Source organism: Nesterenkonia sp. Act20 (assembly GCF_019173455.1).
Lineage (GTDB): Bacteria > Actinomycetota > Actinomycetes > Actinomycetales > Micrococcaceae > Nesterenkonia.
In genome coordinates, this window is the sequence record NZ_JADPQH010000001.1 from 435,329 (window position 1) to 457,276 (window position 21,948).

At 66.5% G+C, this 21,948-nt stretch carries 21 protein-coding genes and 1 tRNA gene; 14 read left to right on the top strand and 8 right to left on the bottom strand.

All coding sequences use genetic code 11. The features are described 5' to 3' along the window. Window positions 1-38: 38 nt before the first annotated feature. Window positions 39-596: a flavin reductase family protein gene (locus IY716_RS01965; RefSeq protein ID WP_218219965.1), complete on the bottom strand. Its 558-nt coding sequence runs from the start codon at window positions 594-596 to the stop codon at window positions 39-41. 132 nt (window positions 597-728) lie between these two features. Between IY716_RS01965 and IY716_RS01970 the strand changes: the two genes are divergently transcribed. Together IY716_RS01970 and IY716_RS01975 are read left to right on the top strand one after the other, a co-directional pair. Next, entirely contained in the window at window positions 729-2,252 is a 1,524-nt protein-coding gene (locus IY716_RS01970; RefSeq protein WP_218219966.1) for an acetyl-CoA hydrolase/transferase family protein, read from the top strand. Next, window positions 2,249-3,583 (top strand): ASCH domain-containing protein, encoded by a 1,335-nt coding sequence (locus tag IY716_RS01975; RefSeq protein WP_218219967.1) that lies wholly within the window; start codon window positions 2,249-2,251, stop codon window positions 3,581-3,583. The genes IY716_RS01970 and IY716_RS01975 overlap by 4 nt, the downstream gene beginning before the upstream one ends. A 43-nt stretch (window positions 3,584-3,626) precedes the next feature. On the opposite strand, the gene IY716_RS01980 is transcribed toward IY716_RS01975, so the two are convergent. From IY716_RS01980 to IY716_RS01995, 4 genes are all read right to left on the bottom strand, one after another. Continuing rightward, window positions 3,627-3,992, bottom strand: a complete 366-nt coding sequence (locus IY716_RS01980; protein ID WP_218219968.1) for a hypothetical protein — start codon at window positions 3,990-3,992, stop codon at window positions 3,627-3,629. Between the two features lie 4 nt (window positions 3,993-3,996). After that, on the bottom strand, window positions 3,997-4,644 hold the full coding sequence (locus IY716_RS01985) for a hypothetical protein (protein ID WP_218219969.1): 648 nt from the start codon (window positions 4,642-4,644) through the stop codon (window positions 3,997-3,999). 136 nt (window positions 4,645-4,780) lie between these two features. Next, entirely contained in the window at window positions 4,781-5,680 is a 900-nt protein-coding gene (locus IY716_RS01990; protein ID WP_369699555.1) for a DMT family transporter, read from the bottom strand. A gap of 20 nt (window positions 5,681-5,700) precedes the next feature. Then, window positions 5,701-6,132: an RDD family protein gene (locus tag IY716_RS01995; RefSeq protein ID WP_218219970.1), complete on the bottom strand. Its 432-nt coding sequence runs from the start codon at window positions 6,130-6,132 to the stop codon at window positions 5,701-5,703. A 238-nt stretch (window positions 6,133-6,370) separates the two neighbouring features. Between IY716_RS01995 and glnA (IY716_RS02000) the strand changes: the two genes are divergently transcribed. The 5 genes from glnA (IY716_RS02000) to IY716_RS02020 all read left to right on the top strand — a co-directional run bounded on the left by glnA (IY716_RS02000) (window position 6,371) and on the right by IY716_RS02020 (window position 11,807). Next, the gene (gene glnA / locus IY716_RS02000) at window positions 6,371-7,795 is read left to right on the top strand and encodes a type I glutamate--ammonia ligase (RefSeq protein WP_218219971.1); all 1,425 of its coding nucleotides are present in this window, start codon (window positions 6,371-6,373) and stop codon (window positions 7,793-7,795) included. A 103-nt stretch (window positions 7,796-7,898) separates the two neighbouring features. Further along, on the top strand, window positions 7,899-8,270 hold the full coding sequence (locus IY716_RS02005) for a TIM-barrel domain-containing protein (protein WP_218219972.1): 372 nt from the start codon (window positions 7,899-7,901) through the stop codon (window positions 8,268-8,270). Continuing rightward, complete coding sequence (locus IY716_RS02010; RefSeq protein ID WP_218219973.1) at window positions 8,267-9,700, top strand: GH1 family beta-glucosidase; 1,434 nt, start codon at window positions 8,267-8,269, stop codon at window positions 9,698-9,700. Before IY716_RS02005 ends, IY716_RS02010 begins: the two co-directional genes overlap by 4 nt. A gap of 335 nt (window positions 9,701-10,035) precedes the next feature. Beyond that, window positions 10,036-11,067 (top strand): LLM class flavin-dependent oxidoreductase, encoded by a 1,032-nt coding sequence (locus IY716_RS02015; RefSeq protein ID WP_218219974.1) that lies wholly within the window; start codon window positions 10,036-10,038, stop codon window positions 11,065-11,067. Between the two features lie 59 nt (window positions 11,068-11,126). After that, window positions 11,127-11,807, top strand: a complete 681-nt coding sequence (locus tag IY716_RS02020) for a type 1 glutamine amidotransferase domain-containing protein (protein WP_218219975.1) — start codon at window positions 11,127-11,129, stop codon at window positions 11,805-11,807. A 269-nt stretch (window positions 11,808-12,076) separates the two neighbouring features. Here the strand turns inward: IY716_RS02020 and IY716_RS02025 are convergent, their stop codons facing one another. Beyond that, window positions 12,077-15,193, bottom strand: a complete 3,117-nt coding sequence (locus tag IY716_RS02025) for a bifunctional [glutamine synthetase] adenylyltransferase/[glutamine synthetase]-adenylyl-L-tyrosine phosphorylase (RefSeq protein ID WP_369699556.1) — start codon at window positions 15,191-15,193, stop codon at window positions 12,077-12,079. Between the two features lie 2 nt (window positions 15,194-15,195). Then, window positions 15,196-16,536 carry a type I glutamate--ammonia ligase gene (gene glnA / locus IY716_RS02030; RefSeq protein ID WP_218219977.1) on the bottom strand — a complete coding sequence of 447 codons (1,341 nt, stop codon included), beginning with the start codon at window positions 16,534-16,536 and terminating at the stop codon, window positions 15,196-15,198. 103 nt (window positions 16,537-16,639) lie between these two features. Between glnA (IY716_RS02030) and panB the strand changes: the two genes are divergently transcribed. Further along, the gene (gene panB, locus IY716_RS02035; protein ID WP_218219978.1) at window positions 16,640-17,458 is read left to right on the top strand and encodes a 3-methyl-2-oxobutanoate hydroxymethyltransferase; all 819 of its coding nucleotides are present in this window, start codon (window positions 16,640-16,642) and stop codon (window positions 17,456-17,458) included. A 7-nt stretch (window positions 17,459-17,465) separates the two neighbouring features. On the opposite strand, the gene IY716_RS02040 is transcribed toward panB, so the two are convergent. Beyond that, complete coding sequence (locus IY716_RS02040; RefSeq protein ID WP_218219979.1) at window positions 17,466-17,678, bottom strand: SPOR domain-containing protein; 213 nt, start codon at window positions 17,676-17,678, stop codon at window positions 17,466-17,468. Window positions 17,679-17,828: 150 nt separating this feature from the next. Between IY716_RS02040 and IY716_RS02045 the strand changes: the two genes are divergently transcribed. The 6 genes from IY716_RS02045 (at window position 17,829) to IY716_RS02070 (ending at window position 21,905) form a co-directional block, all read left to right on the top strand. Then, entirely contained in the window at window positions 17,829-18,968 is a 1,140-nt protein-coding gene (locus IY716_RS02045) for an MFS transporter (protein WP_218219980.1), read from the top strand. 10 nt (window positions 18,969-18,978) lie between these two features. Then, the gene (gene map, locus IY716_RS02050) at window positions 18,979-19,881 is read left to right on the top strand and encodes a type I methionyl aminopeptidase (protein WP_218219981.1); all 903 of its coding nucleotides are present in this window, start codon (window positions 18,979-18,981) and stop codon (window positions 19,879-19,881) included. 40 nt (window positions 19,882-19,921) lie between these two features. After that, window positions 19,922-20,785, top strand: a complete 864-nt coding sequence (gene ppgK / locus IY716_RS02055; RefSeq protein WP_218219982.1) for a polyphosphate--glucose phosphotransferase — start codon at window positions 19,922-19,924, stop codon at window positions 20,783-20,785. A 67-nt stretch (window positions 20,786-20,852) separates the two neighbouring features. Next, window positions 20,853-20,928, top strand: a tRNA-Val gene (locus IY716_RS02060). 66 nt (window positions 20,929-20,994) lie between these two features. After that, window positions 20,995-21,384, top strand: a complete 390-nt coding sequence (locus IY716_RS02065; RefSeq protein ID WP_218219983.1) for a DoxX family membrane protein — start codon at window positions 20,995-20,997, stop codon at window positions 21,382-21,384. 89 nt (window positions 21,385-21,473) lie between these two features. Beyond that, the gene (locus tag IY716_RS02070; protein WP_218219984.1) at window positions 21,474-21,905 is read left to right on the top strand and encodes a hypothetical protein; all 432 of its coding nucleotides are present in this window, start codon (window positions 21,474-21,476) and stop codon (window positions 21,903-21,905) included. The last annotated feature ends 43 nt before the right edge of the window (window positions 21,906-21,948 follow it).

Genomic DNA, 21,948 nt, shown 5'->3' on the forward strand with positions numbered 1-21,948 from the left:
CGGCACCACGAACCCGGTGGGCAGGTGGACCCGAGGGATCAGTTCGCGAAGTACTTCCACTTGGTCATCTGGTCGCGAAGATCATGGAGCTCGCCATTGGTGGAGAACGTGCCATTGCCGCGGTGGTGGAACTCGCTGGTCAGGTCAGCGCCCGGTCTGATCCAGGCGGCCGTGGCGCGCAGCAGCCACAGCGAGTAGTCCTCCACCAGGGAATCGTCCTCGACCTTGCACTCGATATTCGCCACGCATTCCCCGATCAGCGGTGCCGCCACACTGACACCGGGCACACGGGTCAATCCGAAGTGTTCCCACTTGTCCACGTCCTCCCCGGAACAGTTGCCCACGTCCACAGTGGTGCGCATGAGCTCAGCGCCGGGAATCCCGATCACACATTGACGGCTCTTCTGCAGAGTGGCGAAGCTGGCGTCCCAGGTGCCCACGACCACCGCCAGGATCCCGTCATGACGGACCGGCATGTTGAACGCATTGGTCATGAGATTGTCGCGGGCGCCATCGGAGGTGGAGATCAGCACCGTGGGTCCCGGCTCGATCAGCCGGTAGGTCTGGCGGACCGGATAGGGCTCGAAGGTATCCATGATGTTCCTTCCACGCGGACTCACATGAGGTCTCAGCACCTCGCCGGAGGAGCTCCATGCGGTGCCATGACACGTAGCGTAGCCCGGAGACGCGGAATCACAGCAGGGTCACCGGTCGCCTAGGCTGGGAAAATGAGTGCCGTCCAAAGTCGCATCACCTGCCCCACGCTGGCCACCAAGGTCACCACCGCCGCCGAGGCCGCCACCCACATCCACGACGGCGATCGTGTCGGCATGAGCGGGTTCACCGGCGCCGGGTACCCCAAGGCCGTGCCGGCCGCATTGGCCGAACGGGTCAAGGACGCTCACGACCGCGGGGAAGACTTCGGGATCGACCTGTGGACCGGCGCCTCCACGGCTCCTGAACTGGACGGCGTGCTCGCCGAAGCGGGCGCCATCCGCAAGCGCCTGCCCTTCCAGTCCGATCCGAGCCTGCGCGAGGCCATCAACACCGGCGAGACCGAATACGTGGACACCCACCTGAGCCACTCTGCGCAGCAGGCCTGGTTCGGCTTCTACGGCAAGCTCAACGTCGCAGTCATCGAGGTCGCCGCGATCCTGCCCAACGGGCTTCTGGTGCCCGGCAGCTCGGTGGGCAACAACAAGACCTGGCTGCAGCTGGCCGACAAGGTCATCCTCGAGGTCAACGACTGGCATCCGCGCGCCTATGAGGGATTCCACGACATCTACTACGGCACCAAGCTGCCCCCGGAACGGCGCCCCATCCAGCTGACCGATCCGCTGCAGCGCATCGGTGATCCGTACCTGCGGGTGGACCCGGAGAAGGTCGTCGCCGTGGTGCAGACCGACGCCCCGGACCGGAACCTGGCCTTCAAACCCGCCGACGAGGCCTCCAAGGCGATGGCCTCGCATGTGGTGGACTTCCTGCGTCATGAGATCAACCATGGCCGCCTGCCGAAGAATCTGCTGCCGCTGCAGTCAGGGATCGGCAACGTCGCGAATGCCGTGATGGCCGAGCTCGCGCACAGCGAGTTCGAGGACCTGCTGGCCTACACCGAGGTCATCCAGGACGGCATGCTGGATCTGATCGACACCGGCAAGCTCACCGCCGTCTCCGCCACCTCCTTCTCACTCTCCGCCGAGCGCGCCGAACAGTTCAATGCCCGCGCCGAGGAGTACAAGGGACGGATCCTGCTGCGCACCCAGGAGGTCTCCAACCACCCGGAGGCCATCCGACGGCTCGGCGTGATCTCCATCAACGGCATGGTCGAGGCGGACATCTACGGCAACGTGAACTCCACCCACGTCATGGGCAGCTCCATCATCAACGGCATCGGCGGATCCGGGGACTTCGCCCGCAACGCCTACCTGAACTTCTTCGTCTCGGGATCGGTGGCCAAGGACGGGGCGATCTCCTCGATCGTGCCCTTCGCCAGCCACATCGATCACACTGAGCACGACACCCAGATCCTGGTCACCGAGCAGGGCCTCGCAGATCTCCGCGGCCTCTCCCCTGCTGCCCGAGCCCGCACCATCATCGCCAACTGCGCTCATCCCGAGTACCAGGACCTGCTGCAGGACTACTTCGACCGCGCCCTGGCGCAGAACCCGCGTGGCCGGCACACCCCGCACCTGCTGAGCGAGGCGCTGAGCTGGCACGGCAACTACCAGAGCACAGGCAGCATGAAGCCATGACCCCCGAAGACATCCGCGCCCTCCCCGCCATGGAGCTCGGCGACGGTGAGCTCCGCACCGCGCTGACCACAGCCGTCATCGCCGGGGTCAAGACCGTGACCACGAGCCTGCACCGGTCCTACCTGGCCGAGTCCGAGCCGCTGCCCGTCCCGGGGCTCCATCGCCTCGTGGGCCATCGTGACGAGAGCCTCGGCGTCGTCGAGGTGCTGGACGTGACGCTGGTGCCGCTGGGAGAGATCACCCAGGAGATCGCCCGTGGTGAGGGTGAGGGATTCGACTCTGTGGAGGCCTGGCGCGAGGCCCATGAGCGTTTCTGGCGCAGCACCGGTGAGCTCAGCGAGGAGGGGTGGGACGAGCAGGCCATCGTCGTCGTCGAACGCTTCCGCTGGCTGCCCGAACATGCGCTGGTCACGACGCCCGAATCGCGCCGGGTCGGGATCGTGGTCACCGATGACTACTCGGAGGCACCCGACCGGGATACCGCGCCGCTGATCGCGCAGCTGCAGCTGCTCGGGATCGCGGCCGAGCCGGTCATCTGGCACGAATGGACTCCCCGCCCGGAGTATGACCTGCTGGTGATCCGCACCCCATGGAACTACTCCTCGCGCACCGCGGAGTTTCTGCGCTGGCTGGACCAGGCTGAGGAGCAGGTGCGGGTGCTCAACAGCCCCGCGCTGATCCGCTGGAACCTGGACAAGGTCTACCTGCGCGCACTCGAAGCTGAGGGGATCGCTGCCGTGCCCACCCAATGGGCCGACGACGACGCCGCACTCCGCCACGGGCTGGCCACCCACGCGGAGGGATGGGTCGTGATCAAGCCGACCATCTCCGCCGGTTCCTTCGACACCGGGCTGCTGCGCGCAGACTCCGCCGCGGCGCTGGACCTGGGTGAGCGGATCCTGGCCCGCGGCCTGACGGTCATGATCCAGCCCGAGATCCCGGAACTCAGCGAGGGCCGGGAGAAGGCCCTGTATTTCATCGACGGGCAGCACACGCACTCGATCGCCAAAGGGGCGCTGCTGGCGCGCGGCGGCGGGCTGCGCGGGGGCAGCTATCAGGAGGATCCGCAGCTCGTGGAGGCCACCGCGGCCGAGATCGACTTCGGGGAGCGCGTGCTGGCGGCCGCGGGACAGCGGACCGAAACGCCCATGCCGCTCTACGGCCGGGTCGACCTGGTGGATTCCGCGGAGTTCGGCACCGTCCTGCTGGAGGCTGAGCTCTTCGAGCCGGCACTGAATCTGCACCTGGCCCCCTCGGCGGCCCTCGCGCTGGCCCGCGGCATCGAGTCTCGGCTTTCCGAGCACCAGACCTCAGACGTCATGGTCGGCTGATCGTGCGGGTGACCTGATCGTGCGGGTGACCTGAACGTGGGGATCAGCTGATCGCGGCGACCACGGCGGCCCCGATGAGTCCAACCATCCCGGCCCAAATGTAGCTTGCCAGGGTGCCGATGATGAAACGTTCGGTCGCTTTGGCGCGGTGTTCAGCCTTCCAGGCACGCAGCTCGGGATAGCGGCCCAGCCCCTTGATCGCGAGCACCACTGCGATGGCCTCTGGATAGCCTGCGAACACCGCCCCGGGCCGTTCCAGGATGCCGATCCAGGTTCCTCCGCGCAGGATGCCGGGGCCGTAGCCCTCTGGCTCCACCCGGCGCAGCAGCAGGCCCACCAGGGCGGCGCCGAGAAGTGCCGAGACTCCCAGCGCCAGCAGCACCACGGCGGTGATCCAGAGCCACGTCATGGCCTCAGTCCTCCTTCTCCGGCAGGGGCGTGACGCTCCACCCGGGCTCCCCCGCTGTGGCGGTCACCAAGGCATGGGCCACCGGGCGGGCGCGTCGCTCTTCCTCGAGCATGGCAGAACGCGCGCGCTGGCTGACGGCCGACACGGTGATGCCCAGTGCCGCGGCGATCTCAGCGCGGGTTCTGCCTGCCGCGGTGAGGTCAGCGACCTCCCATCCGGTCCCGGCGCGACGACGCAGGACTCCCCCGATCAGCTGGAGCACGGCGGTGGCGGCCACGGCGGCGTCGGAGTCTTCCCCCTGGACCACCAGAGGCACGGGTTCTGTGCGTCCGCGTGCTCGTTCCACGGCGTAGCGCGCATGGACGAAGGCGCTGCCGGAACTGGCCCGGGCGCTGGACCCGAGCGGATGATCCACCGGGCCGGCCCCGATGCCGACGGCCCATTGTTCGGTGCGGCACAGCCGCAGGGCCAGGTCCACGGCGGCGTCGGCGCTGCTCAGCAGGATCTGCACCTCATCCCCCACGGTGCGCTCCAGGGGAAGCACGATCTGCTGACTCCACTGCTTGCTCCAGCCGGTGAGTTCGCTCAGCAGCTCATCGACCCGTTCCCCGGATTCGGTGCTGCGATGCTGATCGGCGGTAAGGACGAACATGAAAGTAGGTTACAGCCTTCAATGCATGCGTTCAAGGCTACAGCCTGGAAAGGGTCACTGACAGGGTGCAGGCTGGATGTGCTTCTCTTCTACGCTGAGGGGCGGATTCTCCGAGCATTCAGGGCCCGGAACCCACTCAACTACTCGGAGAATCCGCCGCTCGACGAGAAGGGCCCGCCGCTCGACGAGGGGGTCGCGCTCCGCCGCCCAGGGTCAGCGCATTGCTGAGCACCACGAGCAGGATCCCCACCCAGGCCACCGGTGGCAGCAGCTGGTGGAGGAACACTGCACCGATCAAGGCCGCGAACAGCGGGTGCAGGGACATGCCGAGGCCGAAGATCACCGGGCTGATGTGCCGCAGCACGATCAGGTCCAGCGAGTACGGCACCACCGAGGCCAGGACCCCTGCCACCGCCGCGAACAGGAAGGCCTCCAGTGGAGGCTGCAGGTGCCAGACGACGACGGCGGCGATCGGCGCCAGGCCCAGTGCGGAGATGGCGGTGCCCATCGCCACACCCTGGACCCCGTCCAGGCGCTGACCCACGACGCGATTGGTCAGGATGTACCCGGCCCAGCACCCGGCGGCGAGCACGGCGAAGCCCAGCCCGAGCAGGTCGCTGGTGGGTCCGGGGCGGGTCAGCAGCACCACCCCGATCAGCGCCATCACAGCACAGACTCCGTCGCGGAGTCGTCGGGAGGCCAGCACCGCGACTGCCAATGGCCCCAGGAACTCGATGGTCACGGCGGTGCCGAGACCCACGCGCTCCAGTGCGGCATAGAGCGCCGTGTTCATGCCAGCGAAGAACAGCGCAAGCAGCAGCACCGGGGACCACTGGCGCCGAGTGAAGCGCCAGAACCTGGGACGCGTCAGTGCCAGCAGGACTGTCGAGGCGACCACCTGACGCACGGCGACCACTCCGACCGGAGTGAGGCTGGCGAAAGCCAGCGAGCCGACGGCCGCCCCGAACTGCGTGCTCACCGCGCTGGCGCTGATCACTGCCAGCCCGCGTCCCGGGCGGTCGGCGAGGCGACTCACCCGGGGAGGAGGGGTCGCGCTCACATCCGCAGCTGGACGGTGCCAGCTGCCCGATCGTGAGCGCCGCGGCTGTCCGAGCCGATGATGATGGCGGGAAGGATCAGCATCAGCAGCAGCGTGCGGACCGCGGACCAGAGCGGGCCCGGAATGTTGTTCCCGCGCACGACCTGAATGCGCATCAGCCGTTTGCCCACGGTCACGCCCAACAGGCCGATGAAGAGGATCTCGGTGGCAGCGAAGACGCCCAGCGTCACCAGCTCGTTGCCGTCGAACCAGGTCAGCGAGATCAGCAGGGCCAGTCCCCAGTCGATGAACAGGGCGATGATCCGTCGGCTCCAGGGGGCCATGCTGCCAGGCCCCGTCTCTGGCAGCCCCAGCTGTTCGCCCGCCCAGCGCGGCTCGCCGGGGTCTGCGCCGGCTCCAGGTGAGCGCGCGCCGTCGTTCTTCGCCACAGGTCTCCTTGTGCACGGAATATGAGAAGGTGATGTAGAGCATGTCGCCACCCGACGACGGCCCCGGTCAGTCTATTCCTCAGACCAGGCGCCCTAGTCACCGGCACCATGAGCAACTTAAGTTACATGACCGAAACATTTGCGTGATGGCCGGGAAATGCCCGGCCCATAGCGTAGAGCAGAGCGTTCACCACTGTTGCGCGCGCAAGCCCAGACACCTGACGAGGAGCACGGACGTATGTTCACAAGCCCTGATGAAGTTCTGAAGTTCATCGAGAAAGAGGACATCGCATTCGTCGATGTCCGTTTCACCGACCTTCCCGGTCTTCAGCACCACTTCAATGTCCCGGCCAAGACCGTTGACCTCGACTTCTTCGAGAACGGGCAGCTCTTCGACGGCTCCTCCATCCGTGGATTCCAGGGCATCGCCGAATCCGACATGCAGCTCATCCCCGACGTCGCCACGGCCTTCGTCGATGAGTACCGCGCCGAGAAGACCCTGGTGATGACCTTCTCGATCGTGAACCCGCGCACCGGCGAGCCCTACGCCCGCGACCCCCGCGGCGTGGCGCAGAAGGCCGAGGAGTACCTCGAGGCCTCCGGCATCGCCGACACCGCATTCTTCGCTCCCGAGGCCGAGTTCTTCCTCTTCGACGATGTGAAGTGGCAGTCCAGCCCCGACGCCTCCTTCTACTCCCTTGATTCCGATGAGGCTTCCTGGCAGTCCTCCGAGGAGATCCCCGGCGGAAACCTCGGCCACAAGATGGGCCACAAGGGCGGCTACTTCCCCGTGAGTCCGCAGGACAAGAGCGCCGATCTGCGTGACGCGATCTGCGTGGCGCTGGACGCCGTCGGCCTCGAGGTCGAGCGCTCCCACCATGAGGTCGCCGGTCCCGGTCAGCAGGAGATCAACTACAGGTTCAACACGCTGACCCACGCCGCCGATGACCTGATGAAGTTCAAGTACATCGTGAAGAACACCGCGGATCAGTTCGGCAAGTCCGCAACCTTCATGCCGAAGCCGGTCTTCGGCGAGAACGGCTCCGGCATGCACTGCCACCAGTCGCTCTGGACCGATGGCAAACCGCTGTTCTTCGACGAGAAGGGCTACGCGAACCTTTCGGACACCGCTCGCTGGTACATCGGTGGACTGCTCAAGCACGCCTCGGCAGTGCTGGCCTTCACCAACCCGACCGTGAACTCGTACAAGCGCCTGGTCAAGGGCTATGAGGCTCCGGTGAACATGGTGTACTCGCAGGGCAACCGCTCCGCGGCGATCCGCATCCCGATCACGGGCTCGAACCCGAAGGCCAAGCGCCTCGAGTTCCGCGCACCGGATCCCTCCTCGAACCCGTACCTGGCGTTCGCGGCACAGCTCATGGCTGGCCTGGACGGAATCCGCAACCGGATCGAGCCGGCGGACCCGATCGACAAGGACCTCTATGAGCTGCCCGCCGAAGAGGCCGCCAGCATCCAGAAGGCCCCCGGCTCGCTGGAAGAGGCGCTGCTGGCCCTCGAGGAAGACTACGAGTTCCTGCTCGAAGGCGGCGTGTTCACCGAGGACCTCATCAAGGCCTGGATCGAATACAAGCGCGAAGAAGAGATCGCACCGCTGAACCTGCGGCTGAACCCCTACGAGTTCGAGCTGTACTACTCGGTCTGATCCCCTGCTGAAACTCAGCATAAGAGGCCCCGCACCAGCTCCTGGTGCGGGGCCTCTTTCGCCCGATTCGGGAAAACTATTGCCAGACTCCAAGCGCTCCCTCATGCCCTATCTGGTTCAGGCGGGTCGAACGGCCGCTTCAGCGGGGACGCCTATCCTCAGACCCATGCAATTGGCTTTTCCCGAGGATCCTGCGGTGGCATACCTGGACCGGCAGTACATGCTCGGGCCGGATCTACTGGTGGCCCCCGTCATGCAGGAGGACGGAACCGTGGAGTTCTACCTTCCGCAGGGCCGTTGGACGCACCTGCTCACCGGCGAGACCCTCGAAGGCGGCCGCTGGCTGACGCAGCGGCATGGCTTCGACTCGCTGCCGCTCTATGCCCGCGAGGGCGTCACATTCCCGGTCCGAGCCGCGGAGGCAGACCAGCGCATGCACATTGCACCGGAGATCCCCGTGGAGGTTGAGTCATGACCGAATATTCAGCAGACTTCAGGGACTCTGGGCTCATATTCCCGCAGGAGTTCCTCCTGGGTTCAGCCACCGCTTCTTACCAGGTGGAGGGCGCCTTCGACGAGGGCGGGCGGGGCCCCTCGATCTGGGACACGTTCAGCAAGACCCCCGGCAAGGTGCTGAACGGGGACACGGGCGACGTCGCCGTCGACCACTACCACCGCGTCGAAGAGGACCTCGACCTCATGGCAGAGCTGGGTCTCGAGGCCTACCGCTTCTCCATAGCATGGCCAAGGATTCAACCCTTTGGAACCGGACCAGCGCTGTCCGAGGGACTGGACTTCTACGACAGACTCGTGGATGGGCTGCTGCGACGCGGCATTCGGCCGATCGCCACGCTCTACCACTGGGACCTCCCGCAGACCCTGGAGAACCTCGGCGGGTGGCCGCGGCGCGAGACGGCGGAGAAGTTCGCAGACTACGCAGAACTCGTGGGGGCGGCCCTCGGAGACCGGGTGAACATGTGGACCACGCTGAACGAACCGTGGTGCTCGGCCTACCTGGGCTACGGATCCGGCGCCCACGCGCCCGGCAGAACCGACCCGGTCTCCGCGCTGCAGTCCGTGCATCATCTGAATCTTGCGCACGGGCTGGCGATCCAGCGGCTGCGAAGCGTTGCGACGAATGATCCGGAGTTTTCGGTGACGCTGAACTTCCACTCCATTCGTGCCGCAGATGAGAACTCGCACGGCGCGGTCAGGAAGATCGATGCCCTGGCCAATCGTGCCTTCACCTATCCGATGCTTCGCGGCGAGTATCCAGCGGATCTCCTCGAAGACACCGCTGACCTGACTGATTGGTCCTTCGTCTACAGCGGCGATCTCAGGGAGATCTCTCAACCCCTGGACATGCTTGGCGTCAACTACTACTCGACCACCACCGTGCGGCACTGGGACGGCAACACCGCCAAACAGAGCAACGACGGTCACAAGGACATGGGCGGGTCAGCTTGGCCCGGTGCAGATGACGTGGAGTTCATCCAACAGCCCGGTCCCTACACCGCCATGGGATGGAACATCGCCCCGGAGGCCCTGGAAGAGCTGCTGGTCTCGCTCAGTACGGAATTCCCAGATCTTCCACTGATGGTGACGGAGAACGGTGCGGCGTTCGAGGACGTCGTGGAGGATGGCGCCGTCCACGACGCCGAGCGCACGGACTATATCCGAAGGCACCTCAGCGCCGCCCACCGCGCGATGGCCCGTGGTGTGGATCTTCGCGGCTACCAGGTGTGGTCCCTGCTGGACAACTACGAATGGGGCTACGGGTACTCGAAACGGTTCGGAATAGTCCGCGTGGACTACGACACCCTGGAGCGGCTTCCGAAGGACAGCGCGCGGTGGTACTCAGAGTTCATCAAGACCCGCGCGCTGCCTCCTGTGCCAGGGGCATGAGGTGCGCTGACTACTGCGGGGCGGCGAGCTCACGGGACCGCCTCACACCCACTCGCAGTATGAAATGACCTGAGGTCACCCAAGAAGTCCGCCGGATCCAGGGAACCGCAGTTTGCCCAGATCATCGCCGCGTAGATGAGCGCAGCCACCACGATGCTCACTACGAGCACGACTGCATGAAGTCTCTTGGTCGGCATTCCCGAGTCGAACATACCGCTCGTTCGATCCACGCCAACACCGGGCCGATCAGGGAAGATTCTGCGTGGGCCGTGAGTTCTTCGAAATTCTGCGGCTGCCGCGGAATGAGATCGAGCCTCGACGATGTTGCAGAGAATATGTCGACAACCGCATCCTCTCCGCTGTCCCTGCTGGACCTCGCCTTCGTCCGCCCACCTGAGACTGTGGCAGATGGCATCGCCCGCAGCGTGCGCCTGGCGCAGACCGCTGATCAGCGGGGATACTCGCGCATCTGGTTCGCTGAGCACCACAACATGCCCAACATCGCCTCCAGCGCCACGGCGCTGCTGATCCAGCATGTCGCGTCCCAGACGGAGAATGTGCGCGTGGGCTCCGGAGGCATCATGCTTCCGAACCATGCGCCGCTGATGATCGCTGAACAGTTCGGCACCCTGGAGACGCTCTATCCGGGACGGATCGACCTTGGCCTGGGCCGTGCGCCCGGCACCGACGGTGCCACGATGCGCGCGCTGCGCCGGGACGGCACCGAGGCCGACCGGTTCCAGTCCGATGTGATGGAGCTCAGCGGATACCTCTCCGGGTACAGCCGCATCCCCGGCGTGAACGCTTACCCCGGCTCCCGGACGGACGTGCCGCTCTACATCCTCGGCTCCTCGCTCTTCGGCGCGCAGCTGGCCGCGAAGCTGGGCCTGCCCTACGCCTTCGCCTCCCACTTCGCTCCGCAGATGCTCAACGAGGCCGCATACACGTACCGAACCCACTTCGACGCCGCCAACTCCCTTGCCGGCCCGAATGCGAAGCCGCACTTCATCGCGGCCGCGAACGTGATCGCTCACGACGACGCCGAGGTCGCCCAGGAGCAGAAGACACAGGCGGAGAACGCCTGGATCAAGAACCACCTGGGCCGCAACCGGCAGATCACCGATGATGACGTCCACATGCTCAGGGATCATCCCGCCGGCCGACAGGTGCTCAGCATGCTCTCGCGCGTCGCCGTCGGCACGCAGAGCGACGTGGTCTCCTGGTTGGACTCCTTCGCGCAGGAGGTGCAGGCCGATGAGCTGATGCTCGTGAACCTGGCGCCCGACGAGTCCGTCCAGCACCGGACCCTTGAGCTGCTGGCCCCCAGCGCGCCGGCGGCACAGGACGCAGCATCTCGGGTCGCCTGAGGACCGAGCTGCCCCGTCACCGCACCACCACGAACTTGTCAACACCAAGGAGATGTCCCATGAAGGTCCTGATCGTTCTCACCTCACATGACGAGCTCGGCGATACCGGCAAGAAGACCGGTTTCTGGCTCGAGGAGCTCGCAGCTCCGTACTACCGATTCAAGGACGCCGGCTACGAGATCACCCTGGCCTCCCCCAAGGGTGGCCAGCCGCCATTGGATCCCGCCAGCAACGTGCCCGACTTCCAGACCGATGACACCCGCCGCTTCGAGGACGACGCCGAGGCCAGCGCCGCGCTGGCTGACACGGTCCGCCTCGAAACGATCACGGAGGCCGATTTCGACACAGTCTTCTACCCCGGTGGACATGGGCCGCTGTGGGACCTCGCCGAGGACCCTGCATCGATTCGGCTGATCGAGGCCACGCTGAGTGCCGGCAAGCCCCTCGCACTGGTCTGCCACGCCCCGGGCGTGCTGCGCCACACCACCAATGAAGACGGCACCCCGTTGGTGAAGGGCAGAAAAGTGACCGGCTTCACCAATACCGAAGAGGCTGGAGTCGACTTGGTCGACGTCGTTCCGTTCCTGGTCGAGGACGAGCTGACCAAGCTCGGTGGAGAGTACTCCAAGGGCGATGACTGGAGCTCCTACGTGGTCGAGGACGGGCTGCTGATCACCGGTCAGAACCCGCAGTCCTCTGCGGAGACGGCCGAGGCGCTGATCGCCAAGCTCGCATCCTGATCCACATGTGATGCGTGAGGACGGCCCCCGTGGTGGACACATCGCCCCACCACGGGGGCCGTCGCTGTCTCGGGTCACGCCGTGGGGAAAGAAGCTCCCGTTAGTTCCTCTCCTGCCCGCCTCTGCCATTGCCGAGGGAATCAGCTACTGCATCAACGCGCAGGCGGGCGTGGATGTCAACGAGATCATCATCCGCCCCACGTCCCAGCGGCCTAGCCAGGCTCCTCCCGGAACAACAACTCTGCACCGGTCCCCTAGATCGGGGGCAGTCAGCTCTCCTCGTAGAACAACCGCTCATAGACCTGACGGCAGCGCCGAGTGGTGCGCAGATAGTGCTCCTCGAACTCGGCGCTGCCGCCGGCCTCGAAACCGCACCAGCGGGCGACGGCGTCCAGGTCCCTCCGCGCTGAGGGCAACACGTCTGAGGTCTTGCCGCTCCACACCGTGCTCGCCGAGCGCACCCGGGTGCACAGCGTCCACGCCTCGGTGAGCTGCTCGGCCTCGGCGGGGCTGAGCAGCTCCTCATCGACCAGGACGTCCAGCGCGGAGAGCGTAGAGGTGGTGCGCAGCCGGGGCTTGTCGTGGGCGTGTTCGAGCTGGAGGAGCTGCACGAGCCATTCCACGTCGCTGAGCCCACCCCGTCCCAGCTTCACGTGGCGGGAGGGATCCGCCCCGCGAGGCAGCCGCTCCGATTCCACGCGGGCCTTGATCCGCCGGATCTCACGGATCTGCGAGGCGCTCGGCGCAGTCCCGTAGCGCACCGAGTCTGCCATCTCCATGAACTCGTCGAGCAGCTGATCGTCTCCGGCGATCGGCCGCGCGCGCAGCAGTGCCTGGCGCTCCCAGACATCCATCCAGCGGCGGTAATACTCGCCGTAGGAATCCAGGGAACGCGACAGCGGGCCGTTCTTGCCTTCTGGGCGCAGGTCAGCGTCGAGCTTGAGCGGGAACTCGCCGCGGATCGCGGGCTTCAGCGGCTTCGACAGCAGCGCACTGACCCGTGCCGCGAGCTTCTGCGCCTGCACGTCAGCCAGCGACGCGTCCCCATCCTCGGCCACCGTGTGTACGAAGAGCGCGTCCATATCGGAGGTGTACCCGATCTCGCGCCCGCCCTGGCGTCCCATCGCGATGACGGCGAGGTCGGCGTGCCGGCCCTCGGCCTCCCAGATCTCCCGCTCGGCCACGCGCAGCGCACCGAGCGTGGCGGCGCGGTCCACATCGGAGAGCGCCATACCGACCTCGGTGACGTCGAGCAGCCCCACCGCGTCAGCGATGGCCACGCGCAGGGTTTCACGCTTGCGGACCAGCCGGGTCAGTCGCATCCCCGCCTCCAAGTCGCCCTTGTGTCGGGTGATCTTGTTGCTGACCTCCCGCCAGAGGGTCTCGAAGCTGCGCGGAGCCAGCGCCGCGTTGTCCCCGAGCCACTTGGTGGACTCCGGGGAGTGCTCCAGCATGTCGGAGATGAACTTGGAGCCGGCGAGGATCAGCGAGAGCCGCTCGGCGGCCACGGAAGAATCCCGCAGCATGGTCAGATACCAGGGGCTCTGGCCCAGGGACTCGCTGAGCCGGCGGAAGGCGAGCAGACCTCCGTCGGGGTCCACACCTTCGCCGAACCAGCCCAGCATCATCGGCAGGATCCGGCGCTGCAGCTTCGCCCGGCGGGTCAGCCCCGAGGTCAGTGCGGAGATGTGCCGCATGGCGCCGGCGGCGTCGTGATAGCCCAGCGCGGAGAGCCGGTCCTGGGCGGCCTTGGCGGTGAGCCGCACCTCGTCGTCGGAGAGCACTGCCGTGGTGGAGAGCAGCGGACGGTAGAAGATCCGCTCGTGGAAGCTGGCGACCTCTCGGGCGATGTCCCGCCACTGGTTCAGCACCTCGTCTCCGGCCGGACGACGACGCCGGTTCGGCGGCCGCACGGCATGGGCCAGTGCGCGGATCTCATCGGGCTTCACAGGCATCAGATGGGTCCGGCGCATATGGCTCATCTGAATCCGGTGCTCGTAGAGACGCAGCATCCGGTAGCAGCGAGACATCGCGTCGCGATCGGACCGGGCCACATATTCCCCGGCCTCGAGCATCTCGATGGCGGTCAGCGAGTCCCGCACCCGCAGGGACTCATCCACCCGCCCGTGGACCAGCTGCAGCAGCTGCACGGTGAACTCGATGTCGCGCAGCCCGCCACGGCCGAGCTTGATCTCCCGGTCCACCTCATCGGCGGGAATGTTGTCGAAGACCCGGCGGCGCATGCGCTGGACGTTCTCCACGAAGTTCTCCTGGGCCGAGGAGGTCCAGACCTGCGGCCAGACCGCGTCGATGTAGTCCTGACCCAGGCTGCGGCTGCCCGCGATCGGCCGGGCCTTCAGCAGCGCCTGGAACTCCCAGCCGTGCGCCCAGCGCTTGTAGTACTCCAGATGGGACTCCAGTGTGCGGGAGAGGTCTCCCTCGCGGCCCTCGGGGCGCAGATTCGCGTCCACCTCCCAGAGGCCGGGCTCGGGGCCGCTGCCGTTGATGACCTTGGAGATGCCTGCGGCCATGGCCACGGCGGTGTTCCGTGCGGCAGCGGAGTCGATGTCCTCGGCGGCGCGGTGTACGAAGATGACGTCCACGTCGGAGATGTAGTTCAGCTCCCGGGCCCCGCACTTGCCCATGCCGATGACCGCGAGTTCCACCATGGCGGCGGTGCGTCCGTTGCGCGCGGTGAGCTCAGCCCGGCTGACTGCCAGAGCTCCGTCGAGGGCGGCAGCGGCGAGGTCGGCGAGCTGCCGTGAGACCAGCGGCTGGTAGGCGGCGGGATCGGCCGCACTGAGATCGGCCAGCGCCAGGGCAGTGAGCTCTCGCCGGTAGGCCCGGCGAAGTGCGACGCCGGCCTCCTTGGCGGTGAACTCCTCGGTCAGCTCGGCGGCGGGAGTCTCCGCAGCAGGGTCTGCATGGACGGATTCCAATAACCGGGTGCGCAGCACCTCGGGTTCGGTGACCGCCGGATGGGCGATGGCCGCGGCGTCGTCGGGGGTGTGGTGGTGCTGGTGCTCGTCCCGGTCCGCCTCCAGGGTGTCGGCGATCTCGAAGAGCAGATCGCAGTTCTCCGGACGGCGGACCAGGAACTCGCCGAGGGCCTCGGAAGCTCCGAGCAGCCGGATCAGCGGGACCGCGCGCAGGTAGACCCCGTCGGTGTCATCGGTGAAGAGGTCACAGACGTCTCCGGCGCGTTCGACCAGGCGGATCAGCAGCAGCAGGGCCTGATCCGGGTTGGGGGCGTAATGCAGCGTGCGCAGCAGCACGGCTGCGTCCAGGCCGCTGAGATGCTCGTCGGCGAGGAAGCCCGAGGCCCGCTCGAGCTCCTGGAAGCCCGCGGCGATCAGGTCCCGGTGGGTGAGCGTGGAGGAAGCCACAATCAGATCAGGCCGAGATACCGCTTGATCTCGAACGGGGAGACGTTGACGCGGTAGTCGTCCCATTCCTGCTGCTTGTTGCGCAGGAAGTTCTCGAATACCTGCTCGCCCAGGATCTCGGCCATCAGCTCGGAGTCCTCCATCTGGCGCAGCGCCTCATGCAGGGTGCCCGGAAGCGGTTTGATGCCCAGCGCCTTGCGCTCGGAGGTGGTCAGCGACCATACGTCCTCGCCCACCGGGTCCATCAGCTCGTAGCCCTCGCGGATGCCCTTGAGCCCGGCGCCGAGGACGGCGGCGTAGCCCAGGTAGGGATTCGCACCGGAGTCGATGCCGCGGAACTCGACGCGGGCGGAGCCGCCCTTGGTGGGCTTGTACAGCGGGACCCGGACCAGCGCGGAGCGGTTGTTGTGGCCCCAGGAGACGTGGGAGGGAGCCTCGCCGCCGCCCCAGAGACGCTTATAGGAGTTCACGAACTGGCTGGTGATCGCGGTGAATTCCGGCGCATGGCGCAGGATGCCGGCGATGAACTGCCGCGCAGTCGTGGAGAGGTTGTACTCGGTGTTCGGGGCGAAGAACGCGTTGGTGTCGCCTTCGAAGAGCCCGAAGTGGGTGTGCATACCCGAACCCGGGTGTTCGGTGAAGGGCTTGGGCATGAAGCTGGCGTACTTGCCCTGGGTGATCGCGACCTCTTTGATCACGGTGCGGAAGGTCATGATGTTGTCCGCGGTGGTCAGCGCGTCGGCATAGCGCAGGTCGATCTCGTTCTGCCCGGGACCGGCCTCGTGGTGGCTGAACTCCACGGAGATGCCCACGGCCTCGAGCATGTTGACCGTGTGGCGGCGGAAGTCCTGGCTGACGCTGCCCGTCACGTGGTCGAAGTAGCCGGCGCGATCCACGGGGATGGGGCTGCCGTCGGCGTCGGTCTCATCGGACTCGAGCACGTAGAACTCGATCTCGGGGTGGGTGTAGCAGGTGAAGCCCATCTCCCCGGCGACATCGAGCTGGCGGCGCAGCACGTTGCGCGGATCGCCGGCGGCGGGTTCCTGGTCTGGGGTGAGGATGTCGCAGAACATCCGCGAGGTGGGCTCTTCTTCGCCTCGCCAGGGAAGAATCTGGAATGAGGAGGGGTCCGGCTTGAGCAGCATGTCGGATTCGAAGACGCGGGAGAGTCCCTCGATCGAGGAGCCGTCGAAGCCCAGGCCCTCACTGAAGACCCCTTCGACCTCGGCCGGAGCCAGTGCCACAGACTTCAAGGAGCCCACCACATCGGTGAACCAGAGGCGCACGAAGCGGACGTCGCGCTCCTCGATGGTGCGCAGTACGAATTCCTGCTGTCGATCCATGCGGTGCAGCCTCCTGAAGTGCCGTGGGTGTCGCCGGGACCACTCTACCCAACTCGTCCCGCTCCCACGGGTGAGTCCGCGCAGAGTTCGGTAGCCTGATCTCATGTCCGAGCAGATCAGCCCCAAGCGGGTACGCACCGTGCATCTTCAGCAGTTCAAGGATGCCGGCCAGAAATTCTCCATGTTGACCGCCTATGACGCGCAGATCGCCTCGATCTTCGACGAGGCCGGGATCGAGCTGCTGCTGGTCGGTGACTCGGCGGCGAACGTGATGATGGGGCACGCCTCCACGCTGCCGATCACCACCGAGGAGATGCTGGTCTTCACCAAATCAGTGGTCAACGGCGCGAACCGCGCACTGGTCGTCGCCGATCTGCCCTTCGGCAGCTACGAGTCCTCCCCCGCCCAGGCCGTGGCCACGGGCGTGCGGTTCATGAAGGAGGGCGGTGCGCAGGCCGTGAAGATCGAGGGCGGCGCGGCGATGGCCGAACATGTCCGCGCGCTGGTCGCAGCGGGAATCCCGGTGATCGCGCATATCGGATTCACGCCGCAGTCCGAGCACGCCCTGGGCGGCTACCGGGTGCAGGGTCGCGGGGAGGCCGCTGAGGCGCTCAGTGCCGACGCGCTGGCACTGGAGGCCGCGGGCGCGTTCTGCGTGCTCATGGAGATGGTCCCTGCGGAGCTGGCCACCGAGGTGGACGGCAAGCTGCGCGTGCCCACGATCGGAATCGGCGCCGGCAACGGCACCACGGGCCAGGTGCTGGTCTGGCAGGACATGCTGGGCCTGGGCTCGGGCCGGGTGCCGAAGTTCGTCAAGCAGTACGCGAATCTCCGCGAGGTGGTCTCTCGGGCTGCGGGGCAGTACCGCAAGGATGTCAGCGAGGGGAATTTCCCGGCCGAGGAGCACAGCTTCAAGAACTGAGCGGAGCTCAGCCCGAGGGCTCGGCGCTCTCTCCGCCGTCCTCGAAGATCTGAAATTCTTCTTCCTCGTCATCCCAGGCTTCGTTGTTCTCCTCGACGCGCTTGAGCGCTTCGGAAGCTTCCTCGCGAGAGGCATAGGGGCCCAGCAGGTGCTTCCAGGAGGACTGCGCGCCTTCTTCGATCTGCTGAGTGCGCACGTTGAACCAGTATTCGGTACTCATGCGACCAGACTACGCCCCTGATGAACTGCCGGGCCGCGGCGGCGTGTCAGAATTCTGCTCATGCACGCAAGCTCCCCATCCGGCACCGAATCAGCCACCTCACGACGACGGCGCAGCCCGCCTTCCCTGCGGTGCAGTCGGCTGGCAACCATGGTCGCTTTCGCCACCAACGGCGCCCTGCCGGCCTCGTTGCTGGCGCGCTACGCCGAGGTCAAAGACACTCTCGAGCTGAGCCCGGCGATCTTCGGTCTGGTGGTGGTCGGACTCGGCCTGGGCGGCGCGCTGGCGCTGCATGTCCCGGGAATCATCGCGCGCAGGATCGGCGTGGCCCGGACCGCGGCCTTCGGCAGCGTCTGGATGGGTGCCGCACTGACCCTGGCTGCGGTCGGGGTCGCGCTGGGCAGCCCCTGGGTGGTGGTGCTGGGCCTGCTGCTGACCGGCTTCGGCGACGCCAGCGTGGACGTCGCCCAGAACTCGCAGGGCCTTCGCGTCCAGGCCGCCTACCGAAGGTCCCTGCTGAACTCCATGCACGCCGGCTGGAGCATCGGCGCCGCGATCGGCGGTGGCGTGGGCACACTGGCCGCCGTCATGGGTGTGCCGCTGGTGGTTCATATGGCGATCTGGGCGCTGTTCTGCATCCTCGCCATGAGCCTCGCCGCGCGGGCCTTCATGCCCGAGCCGATCGCCGAAGACGCGGTGGACGCTCCGGTGCGCCCCTCGGGCTGGTCCACGGCCAAGATTCTGCTTCCATTGGCTCTGATCGCACTCGCTGGAATCTCCGTGGAGGACATCGGCAACAACTGGTCGGCGGTGCTGCTCTCCACGGAGCGGGGCATGGACGCTGCCTCGGCCGGCGTCGGACTCAGTGTGCTCCTGGGCGCCCAGTTCATCGGCAGGATGCTGGGCGACCGGGTGATCGACCGAATCGGTGAGCGCGCCTCGCTGGTCGGGAGCCTGAGCGCCGTGATCCTGGGACTTCTTGGGGCGGCCTGGGCGCCCGGCATCGGATGGACCCTCGCGGGCCTGGCGGTGGCGGGACTGGGCTGTGCGGTCACCGTGCCGCTGGCCTTCGCCCGGGCCGACCGTGTCCCGGGGCTCCCGGATCACAGCGGGGTGACCTGGATCAGCTGGGCCATGCGCGCGGTGATGCTGGGACTGTCCCCGGCGATCGGCGTGATGACCCAGGGCTCGTCACTTCCGGTGGCGATCAGCGTAGTGGTAGTGATCGCCGTGCTGGCCCTGGTCCTGCAGCTGCGCCCGCGCCGCAGCGCTGTCTCGGCTGACCGATAGGATGGCGCGCATGGCTACCCAGCAGTCCACTCCCCTGTCCTCCCATGCCCCGGTGGGCACCCTGACCAAGGGCGCAGTCTCCCCGGAGCGGCCGGTCCCGGCACACATCGAGCGGCCCAACTACGTGGGCCTGGAGGCGCCGCCGGAGTACACCGGCGAGGACGTCTATGACGCCGCCACCGTGGAGCGGATCCGCCGTGCCGCGCAGCTGGCCGCGGATGCGATGGTCGCCACCTCCGAGCTGATCCGCCCCGGGGTCACTACTGAGGAGCTCGACGCCTACGCTCACAAGTACCTCACCGATCGTGGCGCGTATCCCTCCTGCCTGTCCTACCGCGGGTTCCCCAAGGCCATCTGCACCTCGGTGAATGAGGTCATCTGCCACGGCATCCCGGACACGACCAAGCTCTCCGAGGGCGACATCGTAAACCTGGACATCACCGCCTACATCGACGGTGTCCACGGGGATCACAACCGCACGTTCTTCGTCGGTGAGGTCGACGAGGAGTCTCGGCTGCTGGTGGAGCGCACCGAGGAGTCGATGATGCGCGCGATCCGCGCGGTGAAGCCCGGACGGCCCATCAACGTGATCGGTCGCGCCATCGAGTCCTACGCGAAGCGTTTCGGCTATGGTGTGGTACGCGAGTTCATCGGCCACGGGGTGGGCAAGGCGTTCCACACCGGATTGGTGATCCCGCACTTCGATGCCGCACCGGACCACGCGCGCCTGATGGAGCCGGGAATGGTGTTCACCATCGAACCGATGCTCACCCTGGGCACGCGCCACTGGGACATGTGGGAGGACGGCTGGACCGCCGTGACCCGCGACCGGAAGCGCACCGCGCAGTTCGAGCACACTCTGGTCGTCACCGATGACGGCGCCGAGATCCTCACGCTGCCTTCGGGCGCCTGAGTCCGGTCCCCTCCCCACAGCACGGAGATACTGCACCACTATGAGCTCTTCTCACGAGCAGCCGCTGGCTGCCCAGGCCGTCGCCCCTGCCAGCGAAACCGTCTCTGACCTGCCCAAGCGGGCCATCGGCATCGACGTGGGCGGCACCGGCATCAAAGGCGGGATCGTCAACCTGCACAAGGGCACGTTGACCGGTGAGCGCTTCCGCATCCCCACACCGAAGCCGGCGACCCCGGAAGCGGTGGCCGAGGTCATCGGCCAGATCCTCGAAGAGCTGCTGGGCCGGGAGAAAGCCCCGGAGGAGTCCGAGCTTTCGGTCGGCGTGCTGTTTCCGGCGATCGTGGACAAGAACATCGTGCTCTCCGCCGCGAACATCGACGAGTCCTGGATCAACACCGATGCCGCGGCGCTGCTGAAGCACCTGCCCGGCCAGATCCATACCCTGAACGACGCCGACGGCGCGGGTCTTGCTGAGGCTCGTTATGGCGCGGGCAAGGGCCTGGAGGGCACGGTCATGACGATCACCCTGGGCACCGGTATCGGCTCAGCCCTGGTGCACGACGGTGTGTTGGTCCCCAACAGCGAGATGGGTCACCTGGAGTTCGAGGGCGAGGTGGCGGAGAAGAAGGCATCTGCGGCGGCACGCGAACGCGCCGACATGCCTTGGGACGAGTACGGCAAGCTGTTGAACCGCTATCTGTTGCATGTGGAGCGGCTGCAGTCTCCCGAGCTGTTCATCATCGGCGGCGGGATCTCTAAGCGCAGCGAGGACTTCCTCCCCCAGGTCAAGGACCTGCGGGCCAAGGTCGAAGTCGCAGGACTCCAGAACAACGCTGGGATCGTCGGGGCCGCGCTGTATGCCGCCGAGCAGACCCAGCTGAACCAGGCCCGCGGACGGTCCTGAGCCTGACTCGGGGGTTGCTACACTTCTTGCTGCGGCAGATCGCGTCTTGCGGGCGCGACCTGCGCACGGGCCTTTAGCTCAGCTGGTAGAGCACCGCGTTTACACCGCGGTTGTCGTCGGTTCGATCCCGGCAGGGCCCACCATTTCGCTTCTAGATTGAAAACCCCTCCTCCAGCGTTTGTGGCTGCCGCCGGGGCTACTCTGATGCCATGGCTTCCATTGCACGCACCACCGGCAGAATCTTCCTCGGATCGGCTCTGACCTTCGCCGGAGTCTCCCACCTGGCCTGGGCCCGCGAAGAGTTCCGTGCCCAGGTTCCGAAGTCGCTGCCGCTGGACCCGGATACGACGGTGCTGGCCTCAGGAGTGGCCGAGATCGGGCTGGGGACGGCGCTGCTGCTCTCTCCCAAGGAGCACCGGCCACTGGTGGGCAGCGCAGCGGGACTCTTCTTCGCCGCTGTCTTCCCCGGCAACATCGCGCAGTATGTGCATCGGCGTGATGGGTTCGGCCTGGACACGGACCGCAAGCGCCTGGTGCGCCTGTTCTTCCAGCCCGCGCTCATCGGTCTCGCGGTGTGGTCCACCCGCCGCCCTTCCTGATTCCGGCCGGACGCTTCTGGCACTGGCCTCGGGAAAGATCCAACCTCCGGCTGATGAGAAGGACCTCGGGGACATCTACGGTGGACTTCATGTCCGCCAAGAACACGGCCTTCAGATTTCTGAACAGTCCATGGTCTCAGCCCCTCGCCGGTGGGGCGTTGACCCTGATACCCGGAGCGAAGTATCCAGCGTGGCTGCGTCAGACCATGACCTGGGGTTCGGCGGCTGCGGTGACCGCCCTCGTTGCTGTGCCCGGTGTTGGTTCCGCCGCACTGAAACAAGCGTCCGGGCGAGAGACGGTGGAGACCGTCGCACTGAGCCCATCAGGTCGTTTGGGCTACGCAGCAGCCGCAGGTGTCTTCACCTACGGTTTGTGGCGGTTCGGATGGTGGGCCGACAAAGCCTCCGAAGATGCTCTGCGTCGAATGCGCGTGCCCTATCCCCGGGTTGTGCTGGGTGCGGCCGTCGGCGCGCTGTATTACGTCACAGACGACCGTGACCAGGCGGAGGAAGACGCTTGAGATCACAGTGTCGCCAAGCTCACGTGCTCTGGGAACAGACCCG